Here is a 24,232-nt window from a genome sequence, read left to right as displayed (position 1 = left end):
ACTTAACGGCCCAGAAACACAAGCAACGTGGAATAGCTGATCAGGAGGTGCGCCATGACTGTCATCGATTCATCAACAGTGAAGTCACCAACAGCGGTACCGAACGGCATCGCTCGTGATTGGACCCCGGCCTGCACACTCGACGCACTGATTCCAGGGCGCGGAGTGGCGGTGCTCCTGCGAGGTGGCACCCAGGCGGCGCTGTTCCTGCTCGACGACGGACGACTGTTCGCGGTGGGCAACATCGATCCGTACGGACACGCAGCAGTGATGTCACGCGGACTGGTGGGAGACCGCGGAGGCGAACCCACCGTCGCGTCGCCGTTGCTCAAGCAGGTCTTCTCCCTGGCCGACGGGCGCTGCCTCGACGACCCGCAGGTCACCCTCGGATCCTTCGAGGTCTCCTGCGTCGAAGGCGTAGTGCTCGTCCGCGGCGGATCTACGTGAGCGAAATCGCCGGGGCAGCACTGCCTCTGGCCGGGTTCACGGTCGGAATCACGGCGTCGCGTCGGGCCGAGGAGTTCGCGACTCTGCTCGAGCGGCGCGGTGCCACCGTGATGCATGCACCTGCAATCCGCATCATCCCTTTGGCCGACGACGCCGAACTCGAACGCGTCACCGCCGCGGTCATCGCGGATCCGCCCGAGATCACCGTTGCCACAACAGGAATCGGCTTTCGTGGCTGGATCGAGGCAGCGGACGGGTGGGGGCAGGCCGAAGAACTGGGGCGCGCACTCGGCGCGTCACGCCTGCTGGCTCGCGGGCCGAAGGCGAAGGGCGCCATTCGAGCGGCCGATCTGCGCGAGGAATGGTCGCCCGCCTCGGAGTCCTCGGCGGAGGTACTCGAACATCTGCTCGCCGAAGGGGTGGAGGGTAAACGCGTCGCGGTGCAGCTGCACGGCGCGACCACCGAATGGGAGCCTGTTCCCGACTTCTGCGAGGTGTTGCGCTGCGCAGGGGCCGAAGTGGTTCCGGTGCCGGTGTACCGCTGGACGGCGCCCGACGACCAGAGCCCGATGGACCGAATGATCGAAGCCGTCGTCGTCGGCGATCTCGACGCCCTCAGCTTCACCTCGGCACCGGCGGTGGCGTCGATGCTGATGCGCGCCGACGAGAACGGCGTGCTCGAACCCCTGCTGCAATCGATGAGATCGAGGGTGCTGCCTGCGTGTGTCGGGCCGGTCACGGCCGCGCCCCTGGAACAACTGAACGTGGCCACCACCCAGCCCGCGCGGGCGCGTCTGGGGGCACTCGCGCGGCACATCGCCGAGGAGCTGCCGAGGCGAACCGGCCGGCTGCACGCGGGCGGACACGTGGTCAGCGTCCGCGGTAAGTGCGTGGTGGTCGACGGGGAAGTTCGACCGGTATCGCCGGCAGGCATGGCGCTGATGAAGACGTTGGCCCGCAATCCCGGACGCGTCGTCTCCCGCGAGGACCTGTTGGCGTCACTGCCCGGCGGAGGCGGCGACACCCATGCGGTGGAAACCGCGATGACCAGACTCAGATCCTCGCTGGGCGCGCCGAAGGCAATTCAGACCGTGGTCAAGCGTGGCTACCGCATCGCACTCGATCACATCGAGACCGAAACGGACTGCGACTCCGACGAATCGGCCTCGCGTTCGGCCGTCGTCGAAGGAGGGAAGTACTGATGACACCCACGCTGGTGTTGGTTGCACACGGCACCCGAAACCCCCGTGGTGTCGAGATGATCGCCGCCCTCGCCGATGCCGTGTCGACGCAGATCGGTACCACGCGCGTGGCGTTCGTCGACGTTCTCGGGCCGTCTCCGGCCGAGGTGCTGCGCGACACCGCCGAGTCGGCGGTGGTGGTTCCGGCTTTCCTTGCGTCCGGCTACCACGTGCACACCGATGTGCCGCGAGAGATCGCCGACAGCGCTCACACCTCGGTCGCGGTCACCCGCGCTCTCGGACCCGACCGCGTGCTGGCCGAGGTCATGGTCGACCGACTGCGTGATGCAGGTTGGCAGGCGGGTGACTGTATCGTGCTCGCCGCCGCAGGATCGTCGGACGCTCGTGCGTTGGAGGAACATCGGCGCGCGGCAGCAATGCTGACCGACGTCGCCCGGGTCCCGGTCCGTATCGGCTACGTCGCCACCAGTACCCCCACCGTGTCCGACGCGGTGTCGACTCTGCGTGACGACGGGCATGTGCGGGTGTTCGTGGCGTCGTATCTGTTGGCGCGCGGGCTCTTTCACACCCGTTTGGCCGACGCCGGTGCCGACGGCGTCGGTGAACCGCTCGGAGTGCATGCCGCGATCGTCGATCTCGTGGTCGCGCGCTACCGCGAGGGTGTTCGCTCTCTCGGTGAATCTAGTGGTGCGGTAGCGGAAGAATTGTCACCGGCTCGTCGGCGCTGACCTCGGCCGGGATCACCGCCAGTGCGTTGCGGCCGACGAGGTGAGCCAGATGTGCCGTGCGGACCTGGGTATCTGCTCGCCACCGCGTGCCGTCCGCGGTGACCGGGACGATGCGAGGAGTCGAGGACCGAACCTCGGCGGCATTGGACAACAGGCCGATCCGCGATGGGCGCACCGTCCTCCCGGTCAGGGCGTCGACGATGGCGGGTGCGGTGAGCATCGCGGTGCCAACGGCGGCCAGCGGGTTGCCGGGTAGGCCGAGCACCACCGTGCCGTCGGGCAGCGCCGCGGTGATCTGAGAACCCCCGGGACGCATCCGCATTCGCCCGACGACGGTCTCCGCATCGAGGCCGACGAGGGTCGTGCGGAGCTGATCGGCGGCCCCGCCTCCGGTTGCCCCGACGACGATGATCACGTCCACGTCCTCGGTGCGGGTCAGCACGTCTCGAAACCCCGTCGCGGTATCGTCGAGCAGCGTCACATCGACGACGGTGATACCGCAGTGTGCCAGGTACTCCGGCAGCACCGATCCGAGAACGTCCCTCGTCTCGCCGGGGGCGAGTGGTCCGGTGGATCGAATCTCGTTGCCGCTGATGACAACTCGCCCGCGGACCGGGCCTCGAACCGCCATCTCGAACACCTCGGCGCTGGCGGCGAGCGACCGTACCGCGGCATCGATCGGGGTGCCTGCTGCGACGAGTTCTGTGCCGGGCAGCCAGTCCTCGCCGCGTCGACGCGTGTCGTCGGACTGCGGGGCCGTCGGCATTCGCCGAGCGGACCCGTCGGGCTCGCGGATCACGTGTTCGTCGCGAACCACCGACGTCGCTCCGGGCGGAAGCGCGGCTCCGGTCGCTATGCGCACCGCCGTACCGTCGGTGAGTTCGGCGATGTTCGAGCTTCCGGCGTACGCGATGTCGGACCGCAGCGTCCAGGGTTCGGTGCCGCAGACGGCGTAGCCGTCCATCGCGGAGATGTCGACTGCTGGCAATGCGGTCCGGGACACGAGTGGTTCCGCGAGAACGGTTCCGACACTGTCCCGCACCATGACTCGATGGACCGGCAGGGGAGCGAGTCGACGCCGAATTCGCTCTAGCGCGTCGCCGACCTCCAACGTCTCGGGCAGCTGCGCGGCGCGGCGGGCCGCGAGCAGATCGGAACGGGTATCGCAGTCCTCGATGCCGGACATCGGGATGACCGTGTGTTCCGCGGGAACGATTCTGCGCATCGGTGCGCCGTCCACCGAATCGAGCTGTGCCACAGCAGAGCGCAAGGCAGACAGTTGCCAGATGCCGAGCAGGAACTGGGTGCGGCCGTGATCGTCGCGGGCGAAGACGGCCTCGGTGCGCGAGTGGGATATGGAACCGATCAGCGATTCGACCGCCGCGGCGTCGAGAAAGGGCAGATCCGACGCGAGAACCACGACCAGATCTGCGGTGCCCTCCGACTCTGCGGAGTCGAGTGACTTCAGTCCGGCGGCGAGGGCGGCGACGGGCCCACCGCCTGCGGGCGACTCGCGAGTCTGCACCACGTGCTCGGGCACTCCGGTTCGGCGCGGACCCACGAGAACCGTTCTGCGACAGCTCGATACCGCGTCCACGGCGATGTCGACCATGCGACGTCCGCCGACGGTCAGGGCAGGCTTGTCGACCCCCTCCGACGTAGCGGGGTGCTCGGGATCTGCCATCCTCGACCCTCGGCCGCCGGCGAGAACGATCGCGTCGCAGACCGGCCGTGTCACGGTGCGAGCTCGGTCATGTCGGCAGCGGCACGTTCTGCAGGCGAACCTGCCCTCGCGCAATGGTCTTGCCGCTGTCCGAGGCCGTGATCGTGACCAGCCACAGTTGCTGAACGCGGCCCTGCTGCAACGGTTCTGCGACAACGTCGACGCGACCGCCCTTGCTGGCGCGCAGAAAGTCGGTGCCGTTGTGTACGCCGACTGCGAATTCGCCGCGATCCTTGACCGCCTCGCTGGCACCGATGCTGGCGGCGCTCTCGACGGCAGTGGTGTAGACGCCGCCGTGGACGACGCCCCACGGCGTGAAGTGCTCGTCCGTCAAATCGATGTGCCCCGCAACCCTGGTGCCCGAGACCTCGTCGACGACGAGACCGGCGGACGCGACGAAGCTGCTGGCCTTCGACAGAGCGAACTTCGCCGTGGGGCGTGGATCGAACTGCTCGAACGCGTCCCTGATGTTCATTCTCCGAGATTAGTGGTCGGCGCAGTCGGGGGTGGGAGCGCCCCGAAGTCGAACCGAATCGAGGTCAACGGCACGCGCCCGTCGTGACTCGGCACGCCTTCGTCGGCCAGGGCGGCGAGCTGTCTCGCGGCAAGGTGCGGGGCCGGCTTTCCGCTCGCGCCGAGGACTCGATGCCAGGGCAGGTCCGCTGAATCGGTGCGCATGATCCAGCCGACGATGCGGGGGCTGGACAGGTCCGCGGCAGCCGCGATGTCTCCGTAGGTGGCAACGAATCCCGGGGGGATCGACGCGACCAGCGCGCGAACCCTTTCGACCTGGGCTTCGGTGATCGGGGCCATCTACAGCACAGATCGCACCAGTTCGGCGACCTCGACCGGCTTGGCCTGGCCGACCATGTGATCGCAGTCCAGCTCGACGGTACGCAGGTTCTCACCGAGTTTCTCTCGCAGTGCAGCAAGGAATTCGTCGGTGACATAAGGGGGTTCGACGCGCATGGCCCGAACCACGATGGTCGGGACGCTCTCGGCGGGTACCACGATCGGACGAGCGAGCTCGCCCCACGTCGCGACGATCGCCGGAATCGACATTCGCCACGTAACCTTTCCGCCTTCTGCGGGGACCAGGTGGTCGGCGACCTCGCGGTCGAGCAATTCGGTGGGCACGTCTGCCCACGCCCCGTGGATCTTCTCCGATCGCGCTTCGTCGGCGTCGGTGTAGTCAGGGGACTTCGCGGTGGCCTCGGCCACCTCGAGCAGCTCGTCCGGCGGCAGAGCGATCGCGGGATCGAGCAGAACCAGCGCCCGCACCGCGTCCGGGAACCTCTGTGCGAGGTGCACGGCCAACGCGCCGCCGTACGAATGCCCGAGCACCACCACCGGACCGCGCGCGTGGGCGTCCAACACGGCCTTCAGAGCCGTGACCTGCGCGTCGATGTCCCAGGGCGGCGTGGCCGGAGAATAGCCGTGGCCGATCAGATCAGGAGCCAGAATTCGGGCCTCGGGCAGGTGATTCTCGGCGAGATCCCACCAGCGGGCACCGTGGCCGGTCACACCGTGGACGGCAAGGATTTCGGGACCGTCTGCGGGTCCGAACGTATGCAGATTCAACTCGGGCACGTCGACCACTATGCCGTATGCGCGGTCGCGTCTCCGGTTCGACGGGTGTCGACGACTGCCGTGGCCCGGTCTGTCGGTGGCTCGTGATTGCATCTGTGTCATGAGCTCGGACGGCAGACACGGCGCGACGGTCACTCTCGTCCGTGCACCCAAGGTGGCTCGCCCGGCACGGGAGTGGACCGGCCCGGCAGCTCGGCTGCTGTCGTCGATTCCCGACGCGGCAGCAGCGGCCGCGTCGGGTGCGCCGCGGTGGAATCCATGGCAGATCCTGGGTGGTCCCGGCACGGGTAAGACTTCGCTCGTCGCCGATTACGCGGTCTCGCGCATCGTCACCGGTGATCCGGAGTCGGTTCTGGTGCTCACCCAGTCCAAACGGGCGGCAACCGCGGTGCGCGAGGTCATCACCTCGGGTCTGTTCAGCGGCGATCACGCACTGCGGGCGACGCGTGAACCGTTGGTGCGCACGGTGCACTCCTACGCCTTCGCGGTGCTGCGGCTGCAGGCCTCGCTGTACGGCAATCCGCCACCGCGATTGCTGACCGGTGCCGAGCAGGACGCCGTGGTGCGCGAGATGCTGCGCGGCGATCTGGAGGACGGGGCGCTCGACTGGCCGGAGCGGCTGCGTCCGGCCCTCGGCACCGCGGGATTCGTCACTGCGGTGCGAGACATGATGCTCAGGTCCGCCGAACGCGGCATCGGACCGGAAGACCTGATCAAACTCGGCCGCAAGCACGGCAAGCCCGAGTGGGTCGCCGTCGGGAGGTTCGCGGCCCGATACGAGCAGGCCATGTTGCTGCGCGGTGCTGTGGGAGTGGAGGCGGCGGGAGCCACGGCTCCTGGTCTGGACGCCGCCGAGCTGATCGGTGCCGCGCTCATGGCGTTCGCCACCGATCCCGAACTGTTGCGCAGCGAACGCGCGCGTATTCGGCACCTCGTCGTCGACGACGCGCAGCACCTCGATCCGCAAGCGGCGCAGCTGGTTCGGTTGATCGGCACCGACACCGAATCGACAGTCGTCGCCGGGGATCCCGATCAATCCGTGTTCACTTTCCGTGGTGCCGATCCCGCTTTCGTGGCCGATCTGGTCGAGGCGGGCTCGCCGCGCCGCGTTGTGCTCACACGCAACTACCGCTCCGTGCCCGAGGTCGCCGAGCTGACCGACATCGTGGCGAGAAGATTGCCGGGCCTCGGTCGCCACCGCTGCCCCGAACCGGTGGGCAGGGCCCGATTCGGAGCGCCGGCAGCGCGGGTGCATGTCGTGTCCTCGCCTGCGAAGGAGGCGGCGATCATCGCCGACGCAATGCGTCGGGCCCACCTGATCGACGGCATGCCCTGGTCGGAGATGGCGATCGTGGTGCGGTCGGTACCGCGCACCCTCGCACCGTTGCGTAGGGCGCTGCACGGGGCAGGGGTTCCGATGATCACCCCGACCTCGGAGCTACCGTTGCACCGCCAGCACGGGGCCGTGGGTCTCCTGCTGGTACTGCGGGCGATCTCCGACCCGAGCTTCGACGGTGAAGATGCACTCGCGTTGCTCTCCGGGCCGATCGGCGGAGCCGACCCGGTGGGTCTGCGGCGACTTCGCCGGGGCGTGCGCAGGCTCGAGCTCGCATCGGGCGGCGAGCGCGACTCGGCGGAGCTGCTCAGAGTCGTACTCACCGACGACGCTCGGGGGAGTGCCGGGTGGACGAACGGACTGTCGGACGTCGAGTCCGCCCCGTTGCGCAGAGCCCTCGGTGTCATCCGGAAGGCGCGGGCTCTCGCCCGCACGGGCCGCGGGGTCGAGGACGTGTTGTGGGCGGCGTGGCAGGCTTCGGGACTCGAGCGGCGGTGGGCCGCGGCGTCCGCCTGGGGTGGCTCGCCCGGTGCTCAGGCCGACCGCGACCTGGATGCGGTGGTGGCGTTGTTCGACGCGGCGGCGGCATACGTGGACAGGTTGCCCCGGGCGCAGATCGGTGGATTTCTCGATTACATTGCGCAGCAGGAGATCCCCACTCTCAACTCACACCGCGCCACGGTTCGGGCCGACGCGGTGACGCTGCTGAGCGCGCATTCTGCCGCGGGTCGGGAATGGGAGCTCGTCGCGGTTGCCGGGGTGCAGGAAGGGCTGTGGCCGGGTCTGCGGTCACGCGGCAGTCTCCTGGGCACCGACACCCTGGTCGACCTCGCGTCCGGCAAGGTCGACGCGGCCGCGGCGCTCGACGGGCGACTGTCGAAGTCGGCACCGTTGCTGGCCGAGGAGCGCACCCTGTTTCTGGTGGCGTGCAGTCGCGCTCGATCGACCTTGCTCGTCACCGCCGTCGATTCCAGTACCGGAGATGCCGATCTGGTCCGGTCGCGATTCGTGGACGAACTCCGCGGCGTCGACGCGGGAGGTGAGTCGGATCTCGTACCCGAGCTCCCCGGGCCCGAGACCGCACACCGAGTGTTGGCGCTGCCGATGCTGGTGGCCGAACTGCGGAGTGTGGTGTGCGATCCGGTTGTCGCCGAGCAGGATCCGGACAAGCGAGCTCGAGCGGCCCGGCATCTGGCCACTCTCGCCCACGCCGGTGTCCGAGGTGCCCATCCCGACGAGTGGTTCGGGGTGGCAGGGCCCAGTACCGACGCGCCGTTGTGGCAGCTCGGCGACGGTCCGGTGCCGCTGTCGCCGTCCACGGTGGAACAACTCACCACCTGTCCGCTGCGGTGGATGCTCGAACGTCACGGCGGCAACGACGGCACCAACACCCATGCGGTCACCGGCACGCTCGTGCACACTCTCGTCCAGGCAGTGGCCGGTCGGATACCACCGGAGCAACTCCGTCGTGCCCTCGAAACAGCTTGGGATGCAGTCGATCTCGGATCGCAGTGGTACTCGCGGCACGAGCTCGACCGAACCGGGGCGATGCTCGAGACCTTCGAGACCTGGCTGCAGGGCAGTCGAGGCGAGCTCACCGAGGCCGGAGTCGAAGTGCGCGTCGACGGCATACTCGACGCTCGGTCGGAGGACGAACCGGCGGTGGCGTTGCGTGGCCGCATCGACCGACTCGAGCACGACCCGGACGGCCGGCCGGTGATCATCGACGTCAAGACGGCCAAGACCGTGATGTCCAAGGAGGATGCCCAGGGCCACCATCAGCTGGCCACCTACCAGGTCGCCGCAGCAGCCGGTGCGATCGAGGGCGAGCCTGCGGGCGAGCCCGGCGGAGCGCGGCTGGTGTTCGTGGCCAAGCCTCACAACAAGGACGGGGCGACGCAGCGCGTCCAGGGCGTGCCGACACCGGAGAAGCTCGAGGAGTGGCGAGACACCGTGCACCAGGCCGCATCGGCGACGCAGGGACCGACGTTCGAGGCGCGTGTCAACGACGGGTGCAGGCACTGCCCGGTCAAGTCCAGTTGTCCGGCACACGAGACGGGTAGGCAGGTGACCGAGCAATGACGACATCGACGAAGACACGGACCGGTTCGGTACTGGTGTCGCCGGTCGAGCTCGCCCGGGCGCTCGGGCAGAAGCATCCACCGACCGACGAACAGGCCGCCGTGATCGCCGCCCCGCCCGGCCCGACGCTCGTCGTCGCGGGAGCAGGTGCGGGCAAGACCGAGACCATGGCGGCCCGTGTGGTGTGGATGGTGGCCAACGGTTTCGTCGACCCCGACCAGGTTCTGGGTCTGACCTTCACTCGAAAAGCCGCACAGCAGTTGACCTCTCGGATCAGAGCTCGGCTGGCTCGGCTGGCCGGATCCGATCTGGTGCGTGCACTCGATCCGAGTCTGGCGCTGCGCGAGCGAATCCTCGGTGCCGAGCCGGAAGTGAGCACTTACCACTCCTATGCAGGCCGCCTGCTCACCGAGCACGGCTTGCTGTTGCCGATCGAACCGTCCGCGACACTGCTCTCGGAAACCGAACTGTGGCAGCTGGCCCACCGTGTCGTCAGTACCTGGGACGGCGACCTGGACACCGACCGCAACCCCACGTCGGTGACCGAGGCCGTACTCGCGCTTTCCGGTCAATTGGCCGAGCATCTGGTCGATCCCGAGGATCTGCGCCACGCGCACGTGGAACTGGAGAAACTGGTGCACACTCTCGGGCCGGGGCCACGACAACGCGGCGGGCCCACCAAGGAGTTGCTGAACATTCTCGGCGCGCAGCATCAACGAATCGGGTTGCTGCCGTTGGTGGAACGGCTTGCGCAGACTCTGCGTCGCGAGGGCGCACTGGATTTCGGCTCGCAGATGTCGATGGCGGCGCGGGTCGCCGCCGAGCATGCCGAGGTGGGAATCGCCGAGAGGCAACGGTTCCGGCTCGTGTTGCTCGACGAGTACCAGGACACCGGACACGCTCAGCGTGTGCTGCTGTCGTCCCTGTTCGGTTCCGGCAGCGACCCGCAGTTGGCCCTGACCGCCGTCGGCGACCCGATGCAGTCGATCTACGGGTGGCGCGGCGCATCGGCAGCGAATCTGCCGCGGTTCGCCACCGATTTTCCGAATGCCGACGGAAGCCCCGCACCTCGGCTCGAGCTGCTCACCAGCTGGCGAAATCCGCCCGAGGCATTGACGCTGGCCAACCTGATCACCGACCCACTGCGTCGCGTCGGCGTGCCGGTGCCGACTTTGCGGGCTCGCCCCGGTGCGGTTCCCGGTGATGTTCGCCTGGCCGTCACCGACACCGTGCTGGACGAACGAGAGTGGATCGCGGACCGGATCGCGGGGGAGTACCGCTCCGCTCTCGAGCAGGATCGCATGCCGCCCACCGCCGCGGTTCTGGTGCGCCGCAACGCCGACGCCGAGCCGATCGCGGAGGTGCTGCGCAGCCGCGGACTACCGGTGGAGGTCGTCGGGCTCGGTGGATTGCTGCACGTTCCCGAGGTGGCCGACATCATCGCGATGCTGCGACTGGTGGCCGACCCCACTGCCGGTAGCTCGGCGATGCGCATCCTCACCGGCTCTCGGTGGCGGATCGGGCCGACGGATCTGCGGGCACTCTCCCAGCGCGCCCGAGAGCTCGAGATCCGCGGCGGCTACGGCACCAGCGGACGCGTCGACGACCCACAGGCGCTCGAGGCGGCACTCGGTAGCGCTCTGCCCGGCGAGCAGTCGGAGCAGGCCGGTCTGGCCGACGCGATAGCCGATCCCGGTCCGGCCGAGCGGTACTCGGAGGTGGGGCACCGCCGGATCGTCGCCCTGGCAGGCGAGCTCCACCTGCTACGCGACCGAATCGGTCAACCTCTGACGGAGTTGGTCGGCGACATCGAGCGGATCATGGGTATCGGTGTCGAGGCTCAGGCTCGCACGCCGTTCGGCACCGACGGCGCGGTCGGTCGTGAACATCTCGACGAATTCGCCCATGTGGTGGCCGATTACGCCGACAATCCGACCGCCACGGTCACCGGATTCCTGTCGTTCCTCGCCGCCGCGGAGACGGTCGAGGACGGCCTCGCCCCCGGTGAGGTCGAGGTCGCTCCCCATCGCGTGCAGGTGCTCACCGTTCATTCCGCGAAAGGCCTCGAATGGGAGGTGGTGGCGGTCCCGCACGTGGCCAAGGGTGTGTTCCCCTCCTCGAACGCCTCCTCGACCTGGCTCGGGGCGATGGCCGAGCTGCCGCCGTCTCTGCGCGGTGACCGCGCGCTCGACGGCGAAGGCTCGGAAGGGGTTCCGGTCCTCGAACTCGACGGGCTCCACAATCGCAAGGACCTGGAGGACGCAGTCAAGAGTCACAAGGATGCGTTGGCGAGGCGTCGGCTCGCCGAGGATCGCCGACTGTTCTACGTGGCACTCACCCGAACCGAACGGGTGCTGCTGGTATCCGCGCATCACTGGGACGAGAGCGCCACGAAGCCGCGTGGGCCGTCGGAATTTCTCGACGAGTTGCACACGCACGTCGAGGAGTTCGCCGACATCGCGGTGATCGAGCAGTGGGCCTCGGCCCCGGAGGACGGGGCGTCGAACCCACTCGGGGCCGTGCCGCACACCGCGTCCTGGCCGCGCGATCCACTCGGTCCACGACGAGGAGCGATCGAGAGCGGCGTGCACGAAGTGCTGCGCGCGTTGGCAGACATCTCGGCCACACCGAGCGAAGACGACGGCACCGATGGTCGAATTCGGGAGGACCCCGAGAACTGGGCCGCGGACGTCGACACTCTGCTGGCCGAGCGGGCCGCGAGATCGGTCGCAGGAGTCGACGTGGCTCTGCCCGGCAACCTGTCGGTGACACAGCTGGTGGACCTCGCGGCCGACCCCGACGCGTTGGCGTCGCGCCTACGCAGGCCGCTGCCGTTCCCGCCGAACCCGTTGGCCCGCAGAGGAACCGCGTTCCACGCCTGGATCGAGCGGCGCTTCGGTGCGACCCGACTGCTCGACCTGGACGAACTACCGGGGTCGGCCGACACCGGAGCCTCGGCCGACGTGGACCTGGAAACCCTCCAGCAGGCGTTTCTCGACTCGGAGTGGTCGCTCCGCAGTCCCGTCGAAGTGGAGGTGCCGTTCGAGACGTCCGTGGCGGGAACGGTGCTGCGAGGACGTATCGACGCCGTGTTCGCAGACCCCGACGGCGGGTGGACCGTCGTCGACTGGAAAACCGGTGCCGAGCCGACGGCGTCGGAGCAGCGGGCGGTGGCGATGCAGCTCGCGGCCTACCGGCTGGCGTGGGCCGAGCTGATGTCGATCGGGCGCAGCGAACCGGTACCGCTCGATCGAGTGCGCGCGGCGTTCCACTACGTGCGCAGTGGTCACACCATTTCGCCCGAAAACCTTCCGGACGCAACAGAATTGGCCCAACTCCTGGAAGGCCCGGCCGGGCCCGAGCAACCGGGGGTCACGGTGCGTTCCGACGAGCCTTCAGAGCCTCGGTGACCAGTGGAATCTGCATCGGCAGTCGGGCGATCATCGCTGCTTTGAGAGCCGGCGAGGTCTTCGGGCTCTGCACGTACTTCCACGCCAGGTTGATGTTGGCGGGGAAGACCACGACGAACAGCGCGGCCGCGAGTGCACCGCCCAGTCGACGGGTCCGCGGTGCGGCAAGCGTTGCGGCCACGGCGAGTTCGGCAACGCCGGAGACCTGCGTGTAGGTCCGCGCCGAGCCGGGCAGGGCCGTCGGTACCTGGGCATCGAAGAACTTCGGGGTGGCGAAGTGCAGAACTCCGGCTCCGGCGAGCAGTCCGGCGAGGCGCAGTGCGGCCGCCTGACTCGATCTCTGTGTCATGCCCATACCGTGCCACACCCGGCGTCGTCGGCACAGAAGCCTGGCATGGGGTTACGCTGCGTGCCGTGAATGATCTCGACTTCGGTGAGTACCTCGGCGGACGACGTGGCAGGTAGGTTGCGAGCGCGGCTGAGTGACAGTGGCGCGCTGACCGACAAGCCCGACTTCGCGCTCGTCGGAGTGCTGCGGGTTCCGGAACTGGAGTCGAGTCCGTGGCGCGCTATCTACAAGCGGGTGCTGATGGCGCTCGGAATCCTGTTCCTCGCGGCGTTCGTCGTCTATCTCGATCGAGACGGCTACAGCGACAACCAGAACGGCGAACTGTCGTTTCTCGACGCGTTCTACTATGCGACGGTGTCGTTGTCGACGACGGGATACGGTGACATCGCACCGATGAGTCCGTCGGCGCGCCTGGTCAACATCCTGGTCATCACACCCCTTCGGGTCCTGTTCCTCATTCTGTTGGTCGGTACAACGCTGTCGGTTCTCACCGAGCGGTCCCGGCAGGCATTCAAAATTCAGCGATGGAGACGCAGCGTGCGCAATCACACCGTGGTCATCGGTTTCGGCACCAAGGGCCGTACCGCAGTCGACGCGATGCTCGGAGACGGTGTGTCGGCGTCCGACATCGTCGTCGTCGACACCGATCAGACGGTACTCGACGCCGCATCGGCCCTGGGCTTGGTCACCGTGCACGGGTCGGCGACCAAGTCCGACGTGCTCCGGCTCACCGGAGCCCAGCATGCGGCGGCCATCATCGTGGCGACCAACCGGGACGACACCGCGGTGCTGGTGACTCTGACCGCACGCGAGATCGCTCCGAAAGCAAAGATCGTCGCGGCCATCAGGGAAGCGGAGAACACGCACCTGCTGCGTCAGTCCGGTGCCGATTCGGTCGTCGTGTCGTCGGAGACCGCGGGACGTCTGCTCGGCATCGCCACGTCGACCCCGTCCGTGGTGGAGATGATCGAAGATCTGTTGACCCCGGAGGCGGGCTTCGCCATCGCCGAACGCGAAGTCGAGCGTGACGAGGTGGGCGGTTCTCCGCGGCACCTCACCGACATCGTCCTCGGAGTGGTGCGGGGCGGCAAACTGTTCCGAGTCGGCACCCCGGAAGTCGATGCGGTCGAGGCATCCGATCGATTGCTGTACATCCGTCGCGTGGGCGACTAGTCCCGGCCAAGTAGGGTCGTGCGCGTGCCGAAATTCCACCTCGCTCACCCACCTCGACTGTCCCGATCGCCACTGAACAGGGCAGAGGAACTGCGCCGAGACACCGCAACATTGACAGCGGGTTGGCCGACAGCTCGAATCCTGAACGTGGACGGCAGAGGCCGATTCCCGGTGGACGAGCACGGCCTGGTGCTCGGCTCCGCCGCGGACGTCGCCGCCGAGCCGACGGCCGATGCGGTCTTTCTCGGAATTCACGGCGATCGACACCTGTGGGCCAGGCGGGTCGAGGTGGTTGCAGGCACCCTCGGCGACCTGCGCACCGACGGTGATCGCCTCGACAGCGACGCGTTGTCGATGGTGACCGGAGCCCTGGCGATCCTCAACTGGCATGCGAGCGCACAGTTCAGTTCACTCGACGGTGCGCCGTCCGTCCCGTCGAGCGCGGGGTGGTCGAGGACGAGCACGTCCACCGGTCACGAGGAGTTCCCTCGCACCGATCCGGCGGTGATCTGTCTGGTTCACGACGGTGGCGATCGAGTGCTGCTGGCCCGAGCACCTGCGTGGCCCGAGCGTCGATTCTCGGTGCTGGCGGGTTTCGTCGAGGCCGGTGAGTCGCTGGAAACCTGTGTGACTCGGGAGATCAGGGAAGAAGTGGGCCTCGACGTCTCCGACATCGAATATCTGGGCAGTCAGCCCTGGCCGTTTCCGCGCTCGGTGATGATCGGATTCTCCGCCGTCGCCGACCCGCAGCAACCGTTGCACTTTCAGGACGGCGAGATCGCCGAGGCCCACTGGTTCGACCGAGCAGAGGTGGTCGCGGCGCTCGAACTGGGTGACTGGGGATCGGATTCGACGTCACGGTTGCTGCTCCCAGGTTCGATCTCCATCGCGCGCGGAATGCTCGAGGCATGGGCGGCGTCGGCCTGACGGTCGGTCAGAGCGACAGCGCGCGCTTGACCTCGGCCAGAGTGGGGTTCGTGGCCGTCGACCCATCGGCGAACAGCACGGTCGGCACCACATGGTTGCCGTTGTTCACGCTGCCGACGAAGTCGGCCGACTCCGGGTTCTGCTCGATGTCGATCTCGGCGTACTCGATTCCGGCCTGGTCGAGCTGGGTCTTGAGCCTGCGGCAGTAACCGCACCACGTGGTGGAGTAGACGGTCAGCGCGGCCGGGGTCTGTGGGGTGTTCTCGGTAGTGGTCACGCCAACAGTCAACAGGAGCGCCGACGCGATTGTTCCGGCCGACACCCGCATCGGCCGTCGGACACCCGGATCGGCCCCGGGTGGAGCTGTCGGTAGGCACTGACACAATGGACCTCATGGCTGACGACGCGATGACCGCCGGACTCGATCCGGAGCAATCCGCGGCAGTGTTGGCTCCTCGCGGCCCGGTCTGCGTCCTGGCGGGTGCGGGCACGGGAAAGACTCGCACGATCACCCGACGCATCGCGCACCTCGTCTCGGCGGGGCACGTGTCCTCGGGGCAGGTGCTCGCAGTGACGTTCACTGCGCGCGCGGCCGGCGAGATGCGCGGCCGCTTGCGCGAGCTCGGTGTCGGGGGAGACGGCCCTCCGGTGCAGGCTCGGACGTTCCACGCCGCGGCCATGCGTCAGCTCAAGTATTTCTGGCCGCAGGTGGTCGGCGACACCGGATGGCAGCTTCTGGATCGCAAGTTCACCGTCGTCTCGCAGGCGGCCAACCGCGCCGGGGTGTCCACGTCGACCGACGCCATCCGGGATCTCGCGGGAGAGATCGAATGGGCCAAGGGATCGTTGATCGCACCCGAGGACTATCCGCGCATCGCGGCGAGCAATCGCCGTGACGTTCCGATGGACGCGACCAAGGTCGCCGCCGTGTACGCCGGCTACGAGGAACTCAAGTCACGCGGCGGCGACGGGATGTTGCTCGACTTCGACGACCTTCTGCTACACACGGCCGCCGCGCTCGAAGAACATTCGTCGGTGGCCGACGAGTTCCGCGAGCGCTACCGCTGCTTCGTGGTCGACGAGTACCAGGACGTGACGCCGTTGCAGCAACGGGTGCTCGATGCCTGGGTGGGCGAGCGTGACGATCTCACCGTCGTCGGTGACGCGAACCAGACCATCTATTCCTTCACCGGCGCATCTCCGCGGTATCTCCTCGACTTCTCACGGAAGTACCCCGAGGCCACCGTGGTTCGGCTCGAGCGCGACTACCGTTCGACGCCCGAGGTGGTGTCGCTGGCGAACCGCGTCATCGGAGCCGCCCGCGGTCGCATCGCCGGCACCCGACTGCAGTTGATCGGTCAGCGCGAGCCGGGTCCGGAACCGGAGTTCTTCGAGTACGACGACGAGCCGGCGGAAGCGGACGGCGTGGCGCGAGCGATCAAGAGGTTGATTTCGAAGGGCGTGGAACCGGCCGAGATCGCGATCCTCTACCGCATCAACGCTCAGTCCGAGGCACACGAGCAGGCGTTGACCGAGCTCAAGATCCCCTACCAGGTGCGCGGCGGTGAAGGGTTCTTCACCCGACCCGAGGTGCGGCAGGGTGTCAACGCGTTGCGGCAGGCAGGCGGTCGCGACGATCTGCCCGACGGCGCGCAGGCGGGCGAGGGGCTACCGGCTCTGGTGCGAGCGGTGTTGGCTCCGCTCGGCCTGACTGCCACCGAGCCGACGGGTGCGCAGGCCCGCGAGAAGTGGGCATCGTTGGGTGGTCTGGTGCAGCTCACCGAGGAGCTGCTGGTGCACGAGCCCGACCTGACTCTCGACAAACTGCTGGGCGAGCTCGCAGCACGCGCCGAGGCTCGGCATCCACCGACGGTGCAGGGCGTCACGCTCGCCTCGCTGCACGCGGCGAAGGGACTCGAGTGGGACGCGGTGTTCATCGTCGGTCTCGCCGACGGCACTCTGCCGATCTCGCACGCGATCGGCAACGACCCCAGCGCCAACAACGAGGCAGCCGTCGAGGAGGAGCGCAGGCTGCTCTACGTCGGTGTCACGCGCGCCCGTGTCCACTTGCATCTGTCCTGGGCACTCGCCCGCAACGAGGGCGGACGCAAATCACGGCGGCGGTCGAGGTTTCTCAACGGTCTGATTCCCGAGGACTCACCCGCGTCGCGTATCGCCGCGCCTGCTGCCAAGAAGTCCGGTCCCAAGTGCCGGTTGTGCGGCAAGCCGTTGATCGGCACGTCCGCGACCATGCTCGGTCGGTGCGACAGTTGTCCGTCGAACGTCGACATCGCCCTGCTCGATGCGCTGAAGTCGTGGCGATTGGACAAGTCCCGCGAACTGAAGGTGCCCGCGTACGTGGTCTTCAGCGACAACACGCTGACGGCCATCGCGGAGCAGCAACCCCAGGACGAGCGTGGGCTGGTGGCGATTCCAGGAATCGGGGCCAAGAAACTGGAGCGGTTCGGCGAAGAGGTCCTCACCGTCGTGCGGGCCTCGGACGCGTGACGCAGAGGGTGAGAATTTCCGCGAAACCGCAGGTAGAAAATAACTTGTGCAGATATCGGCGGGGGGCTTAGTCTGTTTCACGTGCCGCGGGAGATCGCGCACTGTCCCATCCGCCGACGAGACCAGAACAGGAGCTGAAGAAAATGATCAACACATTGCACGCCGCCGTTGCCCACGCAACCGTCGCGTTCAGCCCTGTCCTCGGCACGGCACCCTTCGGAGTTGCCCCCCTCGGCACTCATGCCGCCGCCGCAGGCTCTGTTGCGCAGACGTGGATTCGTTCCTCCGCTTTCGGCCCCATCGACGAGTCCGCATACGCGGCCTCGGGTTCGAATTCCGCCCAGGTCGTCCTGGCACCAGGAGCGAAAGCCGTTGCTCAGGCAGCCCGACGTCACCGCGCACCACGTGCGTCCGTGCTCGACAGCAGACACCGACTTCACTGTCGGTAGACGCTTCGACAAGCCCCACCAGGCCACGGACCCGCACTCGCGGACCGTGGCCTTTCTCGTTCAGGTAGTTCCTCTATCCGAGCGTGAGGCCGACAGGTTCGCATCACCCCTCGAACCGATAACGACGCCGCACGAAAAGTAGAGGAGACCGACGTGTCAACCGCCACGATCCGGACGACATGCCGACCAGAGTCCGAGAGTGCCTACGCTGCACAGTATTCGACCGAATCGGTCGAGCTGGCACTGTCGGTGCCCTGCCGAGCGGCGAACCCCGACATGTGGTTCGCCGACACCCCTGCCGAACTCGAGCAGGCGAAGGCGCTGTGCGCCGAGTGCCCCATCCGGCGTACCTGCCTGAGCGCGGCCCTCGACCGAGCCGAGCCGTGGGGCGTATGGGGAGGTGAGATACTCGAGCAGGGTGTCGTCATCGCCCGCAAGCGTCCCCGAGGACGGCCGCGGAAGAACGCAGCATGATGTCCGAGACCGGTGCCCGGTTTCGCCGAACGAATCAGTCGGCGAAGCCGGGCAGCCACTCGGTGAGAATGGCCATGTACGGCGCGTAGGCGTCCAGTTGCGCGCAGATACCGACCAGCCCACCGAGCACTCGGAAGATCATCACGTACTCGGCAGGCATGTTCAACGCGCGAACGGTGCGGAACTGCGCACTGTTGAAATCCGCGGCGGTGCCCGCAGCCTTCTGCAACCAGGCCCTGGTGAAGTGGAACGATTCGGTGTGAATCGGATCGGTGAACGGACGTAGATAGTCCTCGATCTCCTTCTGCGTCACCGTTCGGCCCGGCACCACGAAGCCGCTCTCGGTGAACAACACCACGAGTTCGTCGAACTTCTCGTCACGCGCGAGCGAGACCATTCTGCCGAGAACCGGAGGGAGGCCGTCGGGCATCGGAGCGCAGGCACCGAAATCGATGACGCCCATGCGTCCGTCCTCGAGCATCATGAAATTGCCCGGATGGGGATCGGCGTGCAACAACTTCGCCCGCGCCGGAGAGACGAATGCGAACAGTGCGAGCAGTTCGCCCGCCCGATTGCGTTCCTCGGCCGTTCCGTTCGCGATCACATCGGCCAGCGGCCGACCCGTCATCCATTCGCTGACAACCACTTTGGGTGCACTGGCGACGATCTTGGGAATGGCGAACTGTGGATCGCCCGCAAATTCCTTGCTGAAGGCACGTTGATTCGCCGCCTCGATGCGGTAGTCGAGCTCGTCCTCGGTGCGAGCGGTCAATTCCTCGAGCACCGGCTTGACGTCCGTGCCCGCGAGCACCGTGCTGAACAGGTTTGCGAACCTGTTCAGCGTCTTGAGGTCGGAGCGCAATGCGTCGTCCGCGCCGGGGTACTGGATCTTCACCGCGACATCGCGTCCATCCGACCACGTAGCTCGGTGCACCTGTCCGATGCTGGCCGAGGCGATCGCAGTGTCGTCGAAATCGAGAAAACGTGACCGCCACGCAGTTCCGAGTTGTTGGTCCAACACCCGATGCACGGTCTTCGCGGGCATGGGCGGTCCCTGCGCCTGCAGCTTGGTCAGCGCCTCGCGGTACGGCTCCGAGAACTCCTCCGGAACGGCCGCTTCCATCACCGAGAGCATCTGCCCGAGCTTCATGGCACCGCCCTTGAGTTCCCCGAGGACGGAGAAGAGCTGTTCTGCTGCTTTGGCGGCCATGTCCGCGTCGATTTCGTCGCGATTGCCGCCGGCGAGCTTCTTGCCGAACCCGACAGCAGCACGACCGGCCATTCCGAGGGGAATGCTGGCCAGTTTTGCAGTACGAGTCGATCCACGGCGCGGTATGTCAGACACAGCTCCATCATGGCTGAACCTTCCGACAATTGCTCGGACCGCCCCGCACCGACCGCTGTCGGTCGAGGTGAACTCGCGTTCGGTGCGTTTCGTCAGTGCCAGCAATCGCAGTGCGGATGCTTGGACCACAGCCGTTTGTGCACGGTGGTTCCGGCTGCCGCGAAGTCCAGCTCCATGGTGCAGTCGGCGGTCTCGGGGAGCGCGGCGTCGGAACGGCCGATGAGGTTCTCCAACTGAGCGAACGCGAACGCTGCCGTGGCCAACACCGTCGCGCTGCTGGCTTGGCCGACCGTGCCGAGCAGTTGAGCGGACAGATGTGGCCACTCGGGCTCGAAGTCGCAGCGCGTCAGATCGGCACACCGCAGGCAACTGGTCCGACCGGGCACCACGAAAGGACCGACTATCCCCTTGCCGTCTCGTAGCCGCACCTGCAGATGTGGGGTGCGCAGGCGCACCAGATCGGTCACCAATCGAGGTTCGGCAACCAGATCGTCGGCCAACACCACGACGTCGTAGTTCCAGGACTTCACCACCGAGTGCGGGTAGCGCGTCGGAGTCAGACTCGTCCGACTCACCGTCACTCCGGTACGACTCAGACCGGAGGCCAACGCGTCGGAGATCGGGCCTCGCCCCACCAGGTGGACGGTCTTCACCGTCCCCGATCCGGCCTGCGAGGTACCCGGTGAGGCGTCGGACACCACCGGTTCGCTCGTGCCGTGCAGCAGCAACCCGGAATCCTCCAGTTCGCCGAGCATCGCCGATGTCCGATTGGCGGACATTCCCAATGTCATTGCGTGACAGACGATGTGCGGTCTGGAGTGGCCTGCGGCGAGGAGTCGGAGAATGTCGAGTATCGAGCCCGGCTCGGTGCCGGGAGGTGGAGTGACGACGACGCTGGTCTCGGGATTCCAACCCAACTGAACTGTGCCGTCTCGCCGCGGCAGAATTGCCACCGCAGGATCGAGTCGAACTGTCGGTGTGATCATGAAACACACTCTGGCAGCCCAGACCGCGAAGAACGCCCACTCGGAGCGCGTTATCCACAGGGTGGAAGGGCCTCCGAGCAGGCGTTCGACGAGCTGGATCGAAGCGGTGCGATACCGCCCGGGTCAGGTTGGGGATGAACCTCTGTCGGGACCGTCGTCGGTGCCCTTGTCGTCGTTCTCCGCAGCGCGCTCGGCGCGCTCTTCGGCCTCCTTGGCCTCCATCGCTTCGAGCTGCGCGATCGGGTCGTCGAAGTTCGATGTTCCACCACCGACCACTCGGTCGATGAACGCCGCGGGATTGTCGAGATCCGACGAGTCGGGCAGCAGATCGGGGTGTGCCCACACGCCGTCACGCCCCTCGATGTCGGCGGCGGCGAGGAGCTGACGCCACAGATCGGCTGCCTCGCGGACCTTGCGGGGGCGCAGTTCGAGGCCGACCAGCGTCGCGAAGGTCTGTTCGGCCGGGCCCCCCGACGCCCGGCGGCGACGGATGGTTTCGCCGAGCGCGACGGCACCGGGCAGACGGTCGCCGAGAGCGGCCGCCACCACCGTTTCGACCCATCCTTCGACCAGGGCGAGCAGTGTCTCCAGACGCTCGAGTGCGTGCTTCTGCTCCGGCGTCGTCTGGGGCTCGAAGGCACCCTGCTGCAGGATCGCCTCGATCTTCGACGGATCGGTCAGCGCGGACGGGTCGAGTCCTGCGGCGGCCTCCTCGATGGCCGAGAAGTCCATCCTGATGCCGCGGGCGTACTCCTCGACGGTGGCCAGAACCCGCTGCCGCAACCACGGGACGTGGCTGTAGAGCCGCTGATGGGCGGCTTCACGAGCGGCGAGGAACACCAACACCTCACGGTCGGGCTGCTCGAGCCCCTCACTGAACGACGCGATGGCCGACGGCAACAACGCCGCCGTCCCCGACGGTCCGAGGGGCAGGCCGATGTCGGTGGACGTCAGCACCTCCTTGGACAGCTGGCCGAGAGCTTGGCCGAGCTGCGAGCCGAACGCCATCCCGCCCATCTGCGTCAGCATGCCCATCATCGGCCCGGCCATCTGCTGGGCCTCGGCGGGCAGTCCGGATGTCCACATCCCCGAAATCTGCTCGGCGACGGGGTCGCACAGGCGCTTCCAGGTGTCGATCGTGTTGTCGAGCCAGTCGACCGGTGTCCAGGCAACGGTCTTCGTGGCACCGGCAGGCAGCGTCGTCGCCCCGTCCAGCCACAGCTCGGCGAGGTGCGCGGCGTCGGTGACGGCCTCCCGTTCGCCCGCCGACACCGGGCTGAAATCGCCCATCTGCTGGCGTGCCAGCTGCTTGGCCAGGTCGTAGTTCACCGGCCCCGAACCGGTTCCGCCCGCAGCTCCCATTCCGCTGAGCATCTGGCCGAACTGGGTGAGCATCTGGCCCAGCTGTGCGGGGTCGAAGCCCTCCGCACCGAACCCGAAGCCGGCAGGGTTGCCGGAGCCGTCCGGATCCTTCTTCTTGTCCGGGTCGTCGTCGGGGGCACCGAAACCAAAATTGCTCATGACTCAACGGTACAAGCCCGGAGAACGGAGAGAGTGGTGGATCGTCACGCTGACGGCGAACAGTCGGACCCGTGTGAAGCCGGCACCGACGCACTCGGTAGGGGCGGTCTGCACCGTGGACTTCGTTCGGATCTAGTGTCTACGGAGTGAACCGAAGGATCGCCACTCTCGTCGCTGCGCTGGTGCCCGTGGTGGTGCTGGGCGTCACCGGCTCGGTCGTCACCGTTCCCTTCGCCGCACTCGGCCCCGGACCGACGTACAACACTCTCGGCGACGTCGACGGGGTGCCCGTGGTGCAGATCGACGGAACCGAGGTCGACCCGACCACGGGTCACTTGAACATGACGACCGTGGCCGTGCGTGATCAGCTCAATCTGTTCGAGGCTCTCGGCTTCTGGGCGAGCGGACGCCAAGGCCTGGTCCCGCGTGAAGAGGTCTATCCGCCGGACATGACGAAAGAAGAAGTGCAGGAGGGCAATCAGGCGGATTTCGAGCAGTCCGAATCCAGCGCCGAACTGGCTGCTCTGCACCATCTCGATCTCCCCGTGTCACTGGCGGTGGCCAGTGTCGCCGAGGACGGCCCCGCTGCAGGCGTGCTGAATGTGGGGGACACGCTGGTGTCGGTCGGCGGCACGCCCGTCGCGACTGCATCGGCCGTTCGTGAGGCCGTCAGTTCCAGAGCGCCGGGCGATTCTCTCGACATCGAGTACGTGCGAGACGGGTCGACGCAGACCAGCGCAGTGGTGCTCGGTGCTCGGCCCGACGATGCATCCCTCGGATACCTCGGAGTCACGCCCGAGGAGCAGCCGGACGTGCCGTTCGACGTGAAGTTCAACCTCGCCGACGTCGGCGGTCCGTCGGCCGGACTGATGTTCAGCCTCGCCGTGGTCGACAAGCTCAGTCCCGGTGAGCTGAGCAACGGTGAGTTCGTCGCGGGCACCGGAACGATCGACGCCGACGGTACCGTCGGGCCGATCGGCGGCATTCCCTACAAGCTGATCGCGGCTCGCGAAGCGGGTGCCACCACGTTCCTGGTGCCGGACGCCAACTGTGGCGAAGCCGAACAGAACGTTCCCGACGGACTGCGTCTGGTGCGCGTCGAATCGTTGGACAGTGCTGTCGACGCTCTGCAGGCGATCGGCTCCGGCGGCGACGCGCCGTCCTGCAGCTGACCGGGCCCTGCCGCTAGTCGTCGTCGACGACGTCGAACGTTGCGTAGAGGCCGTGCACGACGTTGGGGGCCAGATCCTCGGCGATGCGAAGGTCGATGGGCGCGAAGGGATCGGCGTCCTCGTCCGGGTGCAACTGCAGCAACGTCAGGGACGGGCCGTCCTTGAGCACCGCGACGATCAACCGAGCATCCCGTTTCTCGGGATGGTTCTCGGCGGCCGAGCGTGCGGCTTCGTCGGCTGCATCGGGATCTGCGAGCAACGGCATCAAGGCATCGTCGAGGGTCGATTCGGCAGTCGGTGGAAGCACGACTATCTCCTGAACCAGGGCGCATCCGACCACACCCTCGGGCCACGTGGAGGTGGCGAGGAACTCGTCCAGGGCGGGGGAGCCGCCGGTGATGTCCTCGGGCAGCGAGTGCTGCTGGATCGGCGTCAGTGCGGCACCGTCGGCGAGATCGTCGAGCAGGCCGGGCTCGGCCGCGGCGAGCGCTGCGGTCGGCACCAACGCGAACATCTGCGGGGCCTGGTGCCATCCGCCCGCGTCGACGAAATCCGCCACCTCGCGGGCACATCGAGCCAGAGCCTCCGCCACGTCCTGCCCACCCGACTCCGGGTCGAACTCGCTTCCGAAATCGTCTCTGCCGGGCAGTCCGTTGCTGTCGTTGCTCACCGCACTATCCTCGCATTCCGATGGTTCTGTTCGACGCGACGCTCCTGACCTGCGGTCGGCAGTGGCCGCAGTACGGTTGTCGCAGCCGTAGGATCAACGTACGTACAGTAGGGCGAAACGGACATGCGGTGCACACTGAG

The 24,232-nt window shown here is 67.3% G+C and carries 21 protein-coding genes; 11 read left to right on the top strand and 10 right to left on the bottom strand.

Annotated features, from left to right (window positions below; all coding sequences use genetic code 11):
• Positions 1–54 precede the first annotated feature (54 nt).
• From nirD to CH296_RS25210, 3 genes are read left to right on the top strand one after another with little or no spacing between them, the layout of a single operon-like run.
• Entirely contained in the window at positions 55–447 is a 393-nt protein-coding gene (gene nirD / locus CH296_RS25220; protein WP_032398305.1) for a nitrite reductase small subunit NirD, read from the top strand.
• A complete protein-coding gene (locus CH296_RS25215; protein WP_094656965.1) occupies positions 444–1,649 on the top strand; it encodes a uroporphyrinogen-III synthase in 1,206 nt (401 codons plus the stop codon). The genes nirD and CH296_RS25215 overlap by 4 nt, the downstream gene beginning before the upstream one ends.
• Positions 1,649–2,377, top strand: coding sequence for a sirohydrochlorin chelatase (locus CH296_RS25210; RefSeq protein WP_094685912.1), 729 nt, complete (start codon positions 1,649–1,651; stop codon positions 2,375–2,377). Before CH296_RS25215 ends, CH296_RS25210 begins: the two co-directional genes overlap by 1 nt.
• On the opposite strand, the gene CH296_RS25205 is transcribed toward CH296_RS25210, so the two are convergent.
• Genes CH296_RS25205 through CH296_RS25190 form a run of 4 tightly spaced genes read right to left on the bottom strand, consistent with a single transcriptional unit; the run spans position 2,331 to position 5,690 of the window.
• The gene (locus CH296_RS25205; protein ID WP_256980566.1) at positions 2,331–4,115 is read right to left on the bottom strand and encodes an NTP transferase domain-containing protein; all 1,785 of its coding nucleotides are present in this window, start codon (positions 4,113–4,115) and stop codon (positions 2,331–2,333) included. The two genes, CH296_RS25210 and CH296_RS25205, sit on opposite strands and share 47 nt — an antisense overlap.
• Before the next feature lie 13 nt (positions 4,116–4,128).
• Positions 4,129–4,575 carry a PaaI family thioesterase gene (locus tag CH296_RS25200; RefSeq protein ID WP_045195734.1) on the bottom strand — a complete coding sequence of 149 codons (447 nt, stop codon included), beginning with the start codon at positions 4,573–4,575 and terminating at the stop codon, positions 4,129–4,131.
• Positions 4,572–4,913: an MGMT family protein gene (locus CH296_RS25195; RefSeq protein WP_045195733.1), complete on the bottom strand. Its 342-nt coding sequence runs from the start codon at positions 4,911–4,913 to the stop codon at positions 4,572–4,574. Before CH296_RS25195 ends, CH296_RS25200 begins: the two co-directional genes overlap by 4 nt.
• Complete coding sequence (locus CH296_RS25190) at positions 4,914–5,690, bottom strand: alpha/beta hydrolase (RefSeq protein WP_094632535.1); 777 nt, start codon at positions 5,688–5,690, stop codon at positions 4,914–4,916.
• Positions 5,691–5,790: 100 nt separating this feature from the next.
• On the opposite strand from CH296_RS25190, the gene CH296_RS25185 reads away from it, so the two are divergent.
• Entirely contained in the window at positions 5,791–9,108 is a 3,318-nt protein-coding gene (locus CH296_RS25185; protein WP_094685981.1) for an ATP-dependent DNA helicase, read from the top strand.
• Positions 9,105–12,518, top strand: coding sequence for an ATP-dependent helicase (locus tag CH296_RS25180; protein WP_094685910.1), 3,414 nt, complete (start codon positions 9,105–9,107; stop codon positions 12,516–12,518). Before CH296_RS25185 ends, CH296_RS25180 begins: the two co-directional genes overlap by 4 nt.
• Here the strand turns inward: CH296_RS25180 and CH296_RS25175 are convergent.
• Positions 12,481–12,867, bottom strand: a complete 387-nt coding sequence (locus tag CH296_RS25175; protein ID WP_032398310.1) for a membrane protein — start codon at positions 12,865–12,867, stop codon at positions 12,481–12,483. The genes CH296_RS25180 and CH296_RS25175 overlap by 38 nt on opposite strands.
• 105 nt (positions 12,868–12,972) lie before the next feature.
• Here CH296_RS25175 and CH296_RS25170 point away from each other — a divergent pair, with 105 nt between their 5' ends.
• Both CH296_RS25170 and nudC read left to right on the top strand, forming a co-directional pair.
• Positions 12,973–14,040 (top strand): TrkA family potassium uptake protein, encoded by a 1,068-nt coding sequence (locus tag CH296_RS25170; RefSeq protein ID WP_032398311.1) that lies wholly within the window; start codon positions 12,973–12,975, stop codon positions 14,038–14,040.
• Between the two features lie 24 nt (positions 14,041–14,064).
• A complete protein-coding gene (gene nudC, locus CH296_RS25165; protein WP_032398312.1) occupies positions 14,065–14,967 on the top strand; it encodes an NAD(+) diphosphatase in 903 nt (300 codons plus the stop codon).
• Positions 14,968–14,974: 7 nt separating this feature from the next.
• Here nudC and CH296_RS25160 read toward each other — a convergent pair whose 3' ends face one another.
• Positions 14,975–15,244, bottom strand: a complete 270-nt coding sequence (locus tag CH296_RS25160; protein ID WP_032398313.1) for a mycoredoxin — start codon at positions 15,242–15,244, stop codon at positions 14,975–14,977.
• Positions 15,245–15,360: 116 nt separating this feature from the next.
• Here CH296_RS25160 and CH296_RS25155 point away from each other — a divergent pair, with 116 nt between their 5' ends.
• From CH296_RS25155 to CH296_RS25145, 3 genes are all read left to right on the top strand, one after another.
• The gene (locus tag CH296_RS25155; RefSeq protein WP_371828390.1) at positions 15,361–17,475 is read left to right on the top strand and encodes an ATP-dependent DNA helicase UvrD2; all 2,115 of its coding nucleotides are present in this window, start codon (positions 15,361–15,363) and stop codon (positions 17,473–17,475) included.
• A gap of 143 nt (positions 17,476–17,618) precedes the next feature.
• On the top strand, positions 17,619–17,924 hold the full coding sequence (locus CH296_RS25150) for a hypothetical protein (protein WP_094685909.1): 306 nt from the start codon (positions 17,619–17,621) through the stop codon (positions 17,922–17,924).
• Positions 17,925–18,077: 153 nt separating this feature from the next.
• Positions 18,078–18,398, top strand: coding sequence for a WhiB family transcriptional regulator (locus tag CH296_RS25145; protein WP_037189857.1), 321 nt, complete (start codon positions 18,078–18,080; stop codon positions 18,396–18,398).
• A 34-nt stretch (positions 18,399–18,432) separates the two neighbouring features.
• Here CH296_RS25145 and CH296_RS25140 read toward each other — a convergent pair whose 3' ends face one another.
• The 3 genes from CH296_RS25140 to CH296_RS25130 form a co-directional block, all read right to left on the bottom strand.
• Complete coding sequence (locus CH296_RS25140; RefSeq protein WP_032398314.1) at positions 18,433–19,743, bottom strand: AarF/ABC1/UbiB kinase family protein; 1,311 nt, start codon at positions 19,741–19,743, stop codon at positions 18,433–18,435.
• A gap of 92 nt (positions 19,744–19,835) precedes the next feature.
• The gene (locus CH296_RS25135) at positions 19,836–20,729 is read right to left on the bottom strand and encodes a hypothetical protein (RefSeq protein WP_094685980.1); all 894 of its coding nucleotides are present in this window, start codon (positions 20,727–20,729) and stop codon (positions 19,836–19,838) included.
• Positions 20,730–20,852: 123 nt separating this feature from the next.
• Positions 20,853–22,250, bottom strand: a complete 1,398-nt coding sequence (locus CH296_RS25130; protein WP_094685908.1) for a zinc-dependent metalloprotease — start codon at positions 22,248–22,250, stop codon at positions 20,853–20,855.
• Between the two features lie 146 nt (positions 22,251–22,396).
• Between CH296_RS25130 and CH296_RS25125 the strand changes: the two genes are divergently transcribed.
• A complete protein-coding gene (locus tag CH296_RS25125; protein ID WP_094685907.1) occupies positions 22,397–23,422 on the top strand; it encodes a PDZ domain-containing protein in 1,026 nt (341 codons plus the stop codon).
• A gap of 13 nt (positions 23,423–23,435) precedes the next feature.
• Here the strand turns inward: CH296_RS25125 and CH296_RS25120 are convergent, their stop codons facing one another.
• The gene (locus tag CH296_RS25120) at positions 23,436–24,014 is read right to left on the bottom strand and encodes a PPA1309 family protein (protein ID WP_094648193.1); all 579 of its coding nucleotides are present in this window, start codon (positions 24,012–24,014) and stop codon (positions 23,436–23,438) included.
• Between the last annotated feature and the right edge of the window lie 218 nt (positions 24,015–24,232).

This window comes from Rhodococcus sp. 14-2496-1d (genome assembly GCF_002259365.1).
In the GTDB taxonomy this organism is placed as follows: Bacteria; Actinomycetota; Actinomycetes; order Mycobacteriales; family Mycobacteriaceae; genus Rhodococcoides.
The sequence above is the reverse complement of the archived record's forward strand: the minus strand, read 5'-3'. Positions and strand labels throughout refer to the sequence as shown.

Bases quoted from the DNA above. Each gene is read 5' to 3' on its own strand.
- nirD (WP_032398305.1), top strand. From the start codon at position 55: ATGACTGTCATCGATTCATCAACAGTGAAGTCACCAACAGCGGTACCG.
- CH296_RS25195 (WP_045195733.1), bottom strand. From the start codon at position 4,913: ATGGCCCCGATCACCGAAGCCCAGGTCGAAAGGGTTCGCGCGCTGGTC.
- CH296_RS25200 (WP_045195734.1), bottom strand. From the start codon at position 4,575: ATGAACATCAGGGACGCGTTCGAGCAGTTCGATCCACGCCCCACGGCG.
- CH296_RS25155 (WP_371828390.1), top strand. From the start codon at position 15,361: ATGGCTGACGACGCGATGACCGCCGGACTCGATCCGGAGCAATCCGCG.
- CH296_RS25150 (WP_094685909.1), top strand. From the start codon at position 17,619: ATGATCAACACATTGCACGCCGCCGTTGCCCACGCAACCGTCGCGTTC.
- CH296_RS25210 (WP_094685912.1), top strand. From the start codon at position 1,649: ATGACACCCACGCTGGTGTTGGTTGCACACGGCACCCGAAACCCCCGT.
- CH296_RS25130 (WP_094685908.1), bottom strand. From the start codon at position 22,250: ATGAGCAATTTTGGTTTCGGTGCCCCCGACGACGACCCGGACAAGAAG.
- CH296_RS25185 (WP_094685981.1), top strand. From the start codon at position 5,791: ATGAGCTCGGACGGCAGACACGGCGCGACGGTCACTCTCGTCCGTGCA.
- CH296_RS25135 (WP_094685980.1), bottom strand. From the start codon at position 20,729: ATGATCACACCGACAGTTCGACTCGATCCTGCGGTGGCAATTCTGCCG.
- CH296_RS25180 (WP_094685910.1), top strand. From the start codon at position 9,105: ATGACGACATCGACGAAGACACGGACCGGTTCGGTACTGGTGTCGCCG.
- CH296_RS25175 (WP_032398310.1), bottom strand. From the start codon at position 12,867: ATGACACAGAGATCGAGTCAGGCGGCCGCACTGCGCCTCGCCGGACTG.